This window comes from Pseudoalteromonas sp. Z1A8 (assembly GCF_011378855.1).
Classification (GTDB): domain Bacteria; phylum Pseudomonadota; class Gammaproteobacteria; order Enterobacterales; family Alteromonadaceae; genus Pseudoalteromonas.
In genome coordinates, this window is record NZ_WTLB01000099.1 from 1 (window position 1) to 4,810 (window position 4,810).

At 36.4% G+C, this 4,810-nt stretch carries 7 protein-coding genes and 1 pseudogene; 4 read left to right on the top strand and 4 right to left on the bottom strand.

Features of this window, described 5'->3' with window-relative positions; translation table 11 throughout:
- The first annotated feature begins 3 nt into the window (after positions 1 to 3).
- Positions 4 to 105 (top strand): transposase, encoded by a 102-nt coding sequence (locus GQR55_RS19595; protein WP_240916932.1) that lies wholly within the window; start codon positions 4 to 6, stop codon positions 103 to 105.
- 204 nt (positions 106 to 309) lie between these two features.
- Here the strand turns inward: GQR55_RS19595 and GQR55_RS19600 are convergent, their stop codons facing one another.
- Positions 310 to 597: a type II toxin-antitoxin system RelE/ParE family toxin gene (locus GQR55_RS19600; RefSeq protein WP_166421916.1), complete on the bottom strand. Its 288-nt coding sequence runs from the start codon at positions 595 to 597 to the stop codon at positions 310 to 312.
- Complete coding sequence (locus GQR55_RS19605) at positions 587 to 835, bottom strand: type II toxin-antitoxin system Phd/YefM family antitoxin (RefSeq protein WP_166421917.1); 249 nt, start codon at positions 833 to 835, stop codon at positions 587 to 589. Before GQR55_RS19605 ends, GQR55_RS19600 begins: the two co-directional genes overlap by 11 nt.
- A gap of 258 nt (positions 836 to 1,093) precedes the next feature.
- Between GQR55_RS19605 and GQR55_RS19610 the strand changes: the two genes are divergently transcribed.
- Complete coding sequence (locus GQR55_RS19610; protein WP_166421918.1) at positions 1,094 to 2,143, top strand: transposase; 1,050 nt, start codon at positions 1,094 to 1,096, stop codon at positions 2,141 to 2,143.
- Positions 2,144 to 2,147: 4 nt separating this feature from the next.
- Here GQR55_RS19610 and GQR55_RS19615 read toward each other — a convergent pair whose 3' ends face one another.
- Together GQR55_RS19615 and GQR55_RS19620 are read right to left on the bottom strand one after the other, a co-directional pair.
- Complete coding sequence (locus GQR55_RS19615; RefSeq protein WP_166421919.1) at positions 2,148 to 2,477, bottom strand: hypothetical protein; 330 nt, start codon at positions 2,475 to 2,477, stop codon at positions 2,148 to 2,150.
- A gap of 320 nt (positions 2,478 to 2,797) precedes the next feature.
- A complete protein-coding gene (locus GQR55_RS19620; RefSeq protein WP_166421920.1) occupies positions 2,798 to 3,277 on the bottom strand; it encodes a hypothetical protein in 480 nt (159 codons plus the stop codon).
- An 827-nt stretch (positions 3,278 to 4,104) separates the two neighbouring features.
- Between GQR55_RS19620 and GQR55_RS19625 the strand changes: the two genes are divergently transcribed.
- Together GQR55_RS19625 and GQR55_RS19630 are read left to right on the top strand one after the other, a co-directional pair.
- Positions 4,105 to 4,485 (top strand): hypothetical protein, encoded by a 381-nt coding sequence (locus GQR55_RS19625; protein ID WP_166421921.1) that lies wholly within the window; start codon positions 4,105 to 4,107, stop codon positions 4,483 to 4,485.
- A gap of 112 nt (positions 4,486 to 4,597) precedes the next feature.
- Positions 4,598 to 4,810, top strand: a pseudogene (locus GQR55_RS19630) (Mobile element protein); the annotation flags it as partial.

Consider the following 4,810-nt stretch of genomic DNA (forward strand, 5'->3'; position numbering starts at 1 on the left):
GGCATGAATAAATTGACCTTACGGGGTCAAACGAAAGTTAATACGCAATGGCAACTGTATTGCCTTGTTCATAATATAGAAAAGCTGCAAAACACGATGCATTAAGAAGGGGAAGCCCTTTTAACCTCAAATAAGCCACTCAGACACCTGTAATCCCTTCCAAAACGCCAATTTAAACAACACCAAACACTTCTTTATATGCTGCGTAAAAATACAGTAATCGATTGAACCAAAATAGGAACTCAGCTATGGTTTGTTTATCAATAAAAACAAATAAAAAACGAGTTAATCTACAGGCTCGTTATATTTTCAATTAGCCCGCTTCATCGCCTTCTTATAAGCAGCTCCGCGCTCTCGTTTTCCAACAGATATCACGGTAACTGTTACTATTTCATCATTAACTTCATAAACTAATCTATATCCAGCCTGCCTTAGCTTAATTTTATAAAGTTCGTTTGCCCCTGACAGTTTGGCGCTTTTAATTTTTGGACTCTCTAAAACTGCGGCTAGCTTTTTCTTAAATTGTTCTTTTACCGTAGCGCCTAGTTTATTCCACTCTTTCAGGGCAGACTTTTTAAACTCTAGCTCATAGGTCATTCAAATTAACCTTTACACTTTCTTCACTTTTCCGTTTCTCAGCAAGTGTAATAAGCTCGAGGTCTTCAATCCTATCCATTAAGTATTCGTAGGCTTCAGCAGGTATACAATAAAATGCAGGCTCATTTCTATTCAGTACAGCTATTGGCTCACCGTTACCGCTGAGTGCCACTCTCATTGGATTTGCTTTAAGCTCGCTTATGCTTGCAGCCATTTCAGTTAAAATTCGTGTTGTCATAAATTCACCAGTACGATAAAGTGGTCGCTAATTAGGTCTTACTATAAAACTTAAAATATAACAAAGCAATCAAAGATCGCCCACAAAGAAACGTGGGCTGGACGCGCAAAGAGACGCGCGCCCTTTATTGCGGCGTTGAGGCTGTAGAATTACTCTTTTTAGGAACGTATCCAACTATTCTTGGTTGATTGCTTTTTAACCTTGAATCCATCAGTTCGCTGTGATCTAATAGTTATTATTCACTCACGGTAAACTGTTATGGCTAACTACAAGCCTGACTTATCCTGTCAAAATAAATTCATTCCTATCAATTTCGCTGAGCAAATTTTGCCTGGCACATTTGAATATGCTCTTTGTTATATCGTCGAAAATAAACTCGATTTATCGGGATTTGACGCGTGGTATAACAACGATAAAACGGGCGCGGCGGCGTATCCGCCTTCGGTAATGCTAAAGATTATTTTACTGGGTTACGCACATGGTTTGATCAGTAGTCGCCGAATTGCTAAAGCGTGTGAGACGAACATTTTATTTATGAGTGTGTCGGGTGATATCCAGCCGCATTACACATCAATAGCCGGTTTTGTGGCTAAAATGCATGAACAGATTGAGCCGCTTTTTACGCAAGTGCTGATGATATGTGATGAAGAAGGCTTGATAGGTTGCAACATGTTTGCCATTGATGGGTGTAAATTAAAGTCCAATGCGAGTAAAGAATGGAGCGGCACATTCGATGAGTTAGGTCGAAAAAAAGCAAAACTAGAGCGCGCAAGCAAGCGTATTATTGAACGCCACCAATCACAAGATGGACTGGGCGAAGAGTTGATAACTCAGGACTTAAAACAAAAAGAAAAGCTGGATAGAAGTGCAGATAAAATTACCGAGTTCTTAGCCACTCACAAAGAAAAAACAGGCAGTAAGGGCAAGCCTGTTAAAAGTAATATCACTGACCCTGATAGCGCGAAGATGACGACCTCAAAAGGGACAATTCAAGGCTACAACGGCATCGCGATTAATGACGATAAACACCAAATTATACTGCAAGCTCAAGCGTGGGGCTCAGTGGGTGAGCAACAAACCCTACAGCCAGCTGTTAAGCAATTAAAGCAGCAGCTTGATAAATTGAACACTGACAAATCCAAAGACGAGCACACGATTAAGTTCACCGCAGACAGTGGGTTTAACAGCGAAGTAAATCTTGAATTTATGGCGCAAAGCGGGTTCGATACCTACATTGCGGATAATCAATTTAGAAAACGTAACCCGCTGTTAACAATAAACAAGACACCCACACTAAATTTGCATTAATACCTTATTGTGTGATTTCGGCAAAAACAGTGAATTTACCCTCATCATCTTCTTCCTCAAATATAACTTCCGCATCTCTTTGAGTAACTTTCAACTTATACCAATCTGAAGGTTCTTGATAATAGTCTGACTTAATGAAATATTCACCATCTTCGATATTAATTACGGTTGTAAACTCCTCTATATCTTCTGAGCCATCTAATTTTCTTAGATTGAACCTCACCGTATCTTTATTCGGTGAAACAACGGCTTTTCCAGTTTGAATATACTTCCAAGTGTCACCACTATTTTTTTCGAAGTATTGGGCATAAAATTCATCTAAGCGATCTAACATTATTCTGACTCCTTATGAAATAGCGGCTTTATCAGATGATGCTCACTATCTTACGGCAAAAGTTACGTGTTTTATGATTTTTCATTAGTCGCAAATAGCGTAACTTATTGCTAGTAATAAATATAATTTTAATAATTTGGGTGAGGAAATGAAAAAATTAGAGCGTACAATTATTCTGCGGCAATCAACTTAGAACTGTCTAATTTGAGAGTTCCACACACGCTATGAATAGACGGTAGTAATGCCTGATTTACAGGCAAAAATTGTTTGCTAAAATAGCGTAGAAGGAGCAGAAGTCAACAGTCCTTTTGTCACTTTTATTAGGCATTTTCAACTCCTGGTAATATGGCCCAGTTATTTATATAGTCTGAAATATCTTTAGCATTAAGTTGGCTCCCTCTGAACTTCTTATTTTTACCATCTTTAACCCAGTTCCACTCCAATGCACCATTTATAATTTCAGCACCACTATCTCTATGCGGTTGAATTGTTTCTAACACAATACGCCATTGTGCATTATTCAGTACATAAAATATAGGTGATTCGACCATATAAAGGTCAACAAAAACAATGTATTGATTCTCTTTATTTATACCTTTTACAGCAGGCCATACTTTACCTTTTTTGGCTTTGACTGAAACCTCATATTCATCTCCAGTATTTGAATCGGTCATGACCAAATCAGTAGTAGGGTGGTTCATTTTTATTTCATTGAGATTTGAGACATCTAATCCTGTTTTTACTGAAAGTAACTCCCCAACGAAGTCTTCACAAATGCTTCCAAATTTAGTTTTACTCATTGTATCCTCGTATATATCTAACCATTTTGTGCTTCATAAAACACCAACACGGCAGTTAATAATGTTATCTAACAAAGTTAGGATCCTACTCATCAAAATAGGAATAACTTTAACTTCTTTAGTGTCCGGTTATCGCTGTGAGCTCAAAGTTGCCTGCCAGGTGAGTACCAACCTATTTGTCGAAACTATAACGAGTAGGCATGAGTTATAGTTATCAAGTAACTATATTATTTATCTATAATTAATTTATTTTTTATAATTATAATTATAATTTCATTTCTCGCAAAAATTCCTACACTTTATTTTTTAATTTTTAGCTTTCCTTCAAATTTGTAGTTAGTAAATTAAAAAATAAAACTGATATGATGTATTTTTAAGTTAATTTAAATAGTATTAATTAAAATATTAAGGCCACTGATATTGAAAGACGCAAAAAAGTATATAAGACTTTTAGCTCCTTCAAAAAGTTGGGAGTAACAATAAACAAGACACCCACACTAAATTTTGAGGATGACACCCATCCTAATCATTACAAGAAAAGCCAACAAAAACAGTATGAAGAGTGCATTATTATAAATGCATTAATCATGCGAACGAAATAACAAAGACACCCAACCTAAATTTTGCACATAAACACCAGTAATCCTTTCCAAAACTCCAATTAAAACCAACAGCAAACACTTCTTTATATTCTGCGTAAAAATACAGTAATCAATTGAATCAAAATAGGAACTCAGCTATGGTTTATTTATCAATAAAAACAAATAAAAAACGAGTTAATCTATAGGCTCGTTAGGTGCAAAGACAACTCATGCATTCGAGGCAACATGGATACATATAATCCCAATAAAGCAGTAGAACCCGAAAACTGGTTAGCCCTAGATGAAGCTACAAGAATTGAATTAGTTCATGATTTCCATATTGGTTTAGATCACGAATTAACCGAGGACGCTTTAAGTGTACATTCATCAATACATGTAATAGTTGAAAATCAATTAGCTATGAAGGTTAAATTAATACCAGAAACTTTCGCAAGACTTATGAGACAAGGCTTGAATAGGCATGAAACAATTCATGCTATTGGAGCAATTATATCAGCAGATATTTTCGATGTTATGAATGGTATTGTAGAAGAGTTTTCACCAAAAAAGTACAGACGAAAGCTTGAAAAAATCACAGCAAAAAGATGGCTAAAAGGGCAGTATTAAAATTTGCACCTAACAGGCGCATAGAAATTAACAAGACACGCATACTAAATTTTGCACTTTTCGAAGTTAGAGGTTAGCCTTTATTTAGTGCAAAAAACGAGCAGGGTGTCTTATGGCGATTGCAAGAAAGCGTCAAGTAAGTTTGGTTGATACAAAATACTACCATTGTATTTCACGGTGTGTTCGTCGAGCATTTTTGTGTGGTGAAGACCACTTTACTGGGAAGTCTTACGAGCATCGTAGAGGGTGGGTTGAAGATAAGCTGCTTGAATTAGCGAAGGTATTTTGTATTGATGTATGTGCTTATGCCGTAATGAGTAATCAT

Excerpts from the sequence above, each read along its gene's own strand:
- GQR55_RS19595 (WP_240916932.1), top strand. The coding sequence starts at position 4 with ATGAATAAATTGACCTTACGGGGTCAAACGAAAGTTAATACGCAATGG.
- GQR55_RS19600 (WP_166421916.1), bottom strand. The coding sequence starts at position 597 with ATGACCTATGAGCTAGAGTTTAAAAAGTCTGCCCTGAAAGAGTGGAAT.
- GQR55_RS19605 (WP_166421917.1), bottom strand. The coding sequence starts at position 835 with ATGACAACACGAATTTTAACTGAAATGGCTGCAAGCATAAGCGAGCTT.
- GQR55_RS19610 (WP_166421918.1), top strand. The coding sequence starts at position 1,094 with ATGGCTAACTACAAGCCTGACTTATCCTGTCAAAATAAATTCATTCCT.
- GQR55_RS19615 (WP_166421919.1), bottom strand. The coding sequence starts at position 2,477 with ATGTTAGATCGCTTAGATGAATTTTATGCCCAATACTTCGAAAAAAAT.
- GQR55_RS19620 (WP_166421920.1), bottom strand. The coding sequence starts at position 3,277 with ATGAGTAAAACTAAATTTGGAAGCATTTGTGAAGACTTCGTTGGGGAG.
- GQR55_RS19625 (WP_166421921.1), top strand. The coding sequence starts at position 4,105 with ATGGATACATATAATCCCAATAAAGCAGTAGAACCCGAAAACTGGTTA.